The following is a 3,160-nucleotide window of genomic DNA, read 5'->3' as shown; positions in this document are numbered from 1 at the left end:
GGACATCGCTATCGATGCTTCGGATAGATGGGCCTACGTGAGTGACATGAATAGTGGTGCGATCTACGTCATCGATGTGGACCCGACGTCTGGCACCTACAACAAGCATGTCGGCACCATTGTCGTGAAAGACGTCACCGATATGAGCAGCAGCGTGCCCCAACACTTCGGCCTGCGCGACTTGCAGCTCACGCCGGATGGGCGCCAACTCGTCGTCGCCGCGCCTAACCGGTTTCTCACAGGCACCAGCACTGCAACGGCACCCGGCAAGCTGATTATTGTGGACCTGCCCGACGTGAATGCCCTCGTCGCGACAGCCGGTGCGGTCGGGCCGATCTTCTCGCAAGTACATTCCACCGAGTTTAGCGCGCCGGGCCTTGAGGAATTATTCGCCGTCCGGACGCTTGTCGGACCGGAAGGGGAGGAACTCATCGCGGTGACCGATCGGTCGTCGGACGGCACCGGGCTGATCATGCTCAAAAAGGACGGCAGCACCTGGAAACTGCACGGCAATATTTCGATCACGCTGGATTCGCCATTCGGACCAGATAACATTGACAGCTTTGACGTCAACAACGCCAGCGACGTCGTGTTCACCGGCGATCTCCGCTATGGGTTCGTTTACGGATACAACCGATTTGTTCAAGGCGTCGATTCTCACGATCCCGACGCCAACCCGAGTGAGCCGGCCGGCAGTAACATCGGTATCATCCGTGATCCGTTCGGGCTTTACTCTGACATGACCGGCCCGAAGGGTCTGGTGGCTGCAACGCGCATGATCCCTTACGCCTTTGGCAGCAGCGTTGCGCTCTCCGCAGACGGCAAATATCTGTACGGCACATACACCGGCAACGGCGCCGTTCTCGCGTTTGACGTGGAGGCGCTTATCGCGCAGGTCGAAACCTCATTGCAGCATCCGGTTGGCGCGCGATCGCCGACCTACAATTGGGCGATTGACGATTTGACTTCGAGTGCCACCCTGTTCGATCCGCTCACCGGATTGCGCACCGGCGTCAACAGCTTAATTGACCTGAGAGCCGATTACGCCGTGTGGTCGGGCATAACTCGGCCATCTGTGCCAGACAGTCCAAATGCGCCAATCTTCTTAGGAGGCACCCCAAAAGGCATTGCATTGCAGCATGGCTCGCTGCTCTTTACCCCTAGTTGGGACAGAGTTGATTTCAACAACTTAACTGGCAGTCAGGCGCAAGCGATTGCGCGGGGCGCTGACCAATACGATTGGCTTCGCGGAAACGATGACGTTACTCTTCCCTCCTCGCTCTCATTCGACTTCACGCAGACCTTCGATGGAGGTGCGGGAGTCGACACGATAAGGCTCCCGGGCTCACCGGATGACTATGTCGTCAAGGTGACGTACGGGAAGACTTGGGACGATACGCGAACGACTATCGCGACAGTTGTCGGGAGTGGCTATCCAAAAGTCGATATCAACACCGAGAGCATTGAGAGAGCAGTTTTTGCGCAGAATTTGAAGAAAGTCGTAAGTCTAACTGCGGGAAGTCTGGAAACGGAGATGTTGCAGCTTCTCGTAGAGAGCTATGGACCTGAAAGGAGTAAACTAGATCCACCAGATCCACTCGCGTACGAGGCCAATCAAGTTCAACTTTTGACCAGAACTCTAGGGCCAGTTCTCGATGCGCAAGGTCGAGGATGGCATGCTGTTTCTGCTATTGAACTTGGCATGCTCCCGGAAGACTATGGCAATGGGGATATCAAATTTTCATTTTTAGGTGGGCACTACCAAGCCATTTCTCGCGCGCAGAGTCCCGAGGGCCCGGAGGCAAACGCTTTTGTCCTTACAGGGAATGTGGGCGGTAGCAACACGCTAGCGATCGTTGTCCGAGGCTCAGATGAGTTGGCTGATCTGAACGATTATCTCAACTTCAAGACGCACTATGCAAAATTTAAACCGTTAATAGAAGGTATAAAGAGTTACCTAAACGATCACCTTAATACGAAGGTCATAGTTGCTGGACACAGTTTGGGTGCGGCTATTGTACACTACATTCTCAACGATTTGCCAGAATCGATGTACGACGTTCGGGGAATTTCCATAGGCTCTCCTGGAGCAGAAGCAGAGACAAATCCAAAAGATCAAAGGATACTAATCTTTGATCATACCCTCGATCCTGTTCCGTCGCTTAGTTATCTAACCAAATTTTCGCCAAGAAGTGCCCTTCCTGATTTGGCAAAAAGTCTCTCTGATATATTGTACGATGTCGGGCTGTCGAGCATAGTATATCAAATGGAACCAAAGTGGGAGCTGGGGACTAAGGTCTTCATACAAACCGACGCTCCCGTCATCGATCCGCCAAGTTTCTTTGGCGGCCAGCACAACGAGCAGAACTATTTGGACAGCGTAATAAAGCTTGTCACATTTGCGAGAGACCCAGACAGCCCGTTTAAAGACACCGGGCTAGCACAGTCTCTCAAGAACGGTACGATCTATAAGGGTGAGCTCACACTAGATCCACTTACGATCGCCGTCGGTCTCAAAGGCAATAACACTGTGCATTTCACGCAGTTGAGTAGCTTTTCGCTAGGTGGTCAGGGGGATGAGACCCTGATCATGGACACGGTAACTCCTTTCTCCCATGCCGTTATTGTAGACGGTGGACTTGGTGAAAACGATACGCTGAATATGATTGTGGATTATTCGAATATCACCCGCCTTACATGGAAGCAAATAGCGAACGGATGGGAGGTAGATTATTTTGGAAATCCTATCGCATTAGTTTATCGGGTCGAGAAATTCCAGGTTAACGGATTGGATGTGTTTCAGGCCACTCAGTCAGCTCTGACGGCAGCTTTGAGCGGCGGTCAAGATCTAGCTGACTCGTCATTGGCTCTCGCAGACACATCGGAGATCGTGCGTGCCGGTGAAGATCTGTGGTCAGACCATCTGAGTTCCGAATGGAAAGAGGCACTTGACCGGATAGAAGTTGGCCTTGCTGATTTGCCACCGTCATGGCTTGCTCGGACCGTAGGTTCGAGGATGGACTTTGATTTGACGGCTAGCGGCATAGGTTGGTTTCTGGATGAGTCTCCCTACGACAACAGCGAATTCAACTCGACCTCCAGTCCCAACGTATTTGTGGGTCGGGCTGGCACGGATGCGGCCAGTGGCATGGACCTTCTT

Annotated in this window: 1 protein-coding gene; it reads left to right on the top strand. The window is 52.9% G+C overall.

Features of this window, described 5'->3' with window-relative positions; genetic code table 11:
- Window positions 1-37: 37 nt before the first annotated feature.
- The coding region (locus tag EN914_RS29675; RefSeq protein ID WP_206527270.1) for a hypothetical protein at window positions 38-3,160 on the top strand (3,123 nt) is incomplete at its 3' end.

Origin of the sequence: Mesorhizobium sp. M7A.F.Ca.CA.001.08.2.1 (assembly GCF_003998455.1) — a bacterium.
GTDB classification, from domain to species: Bacteria; Pseudomonadota; Alphaproteobacteria; order Rhizobiales; family Rhizobiaceae; genus Mesorhizobium; species Mesorhizobium ciceri.
The sequence above is the reverse complement of the archived record's forward strand: the minus strand, read 5'-3'. Positions and strand labels throughout refer to the sequence as shown.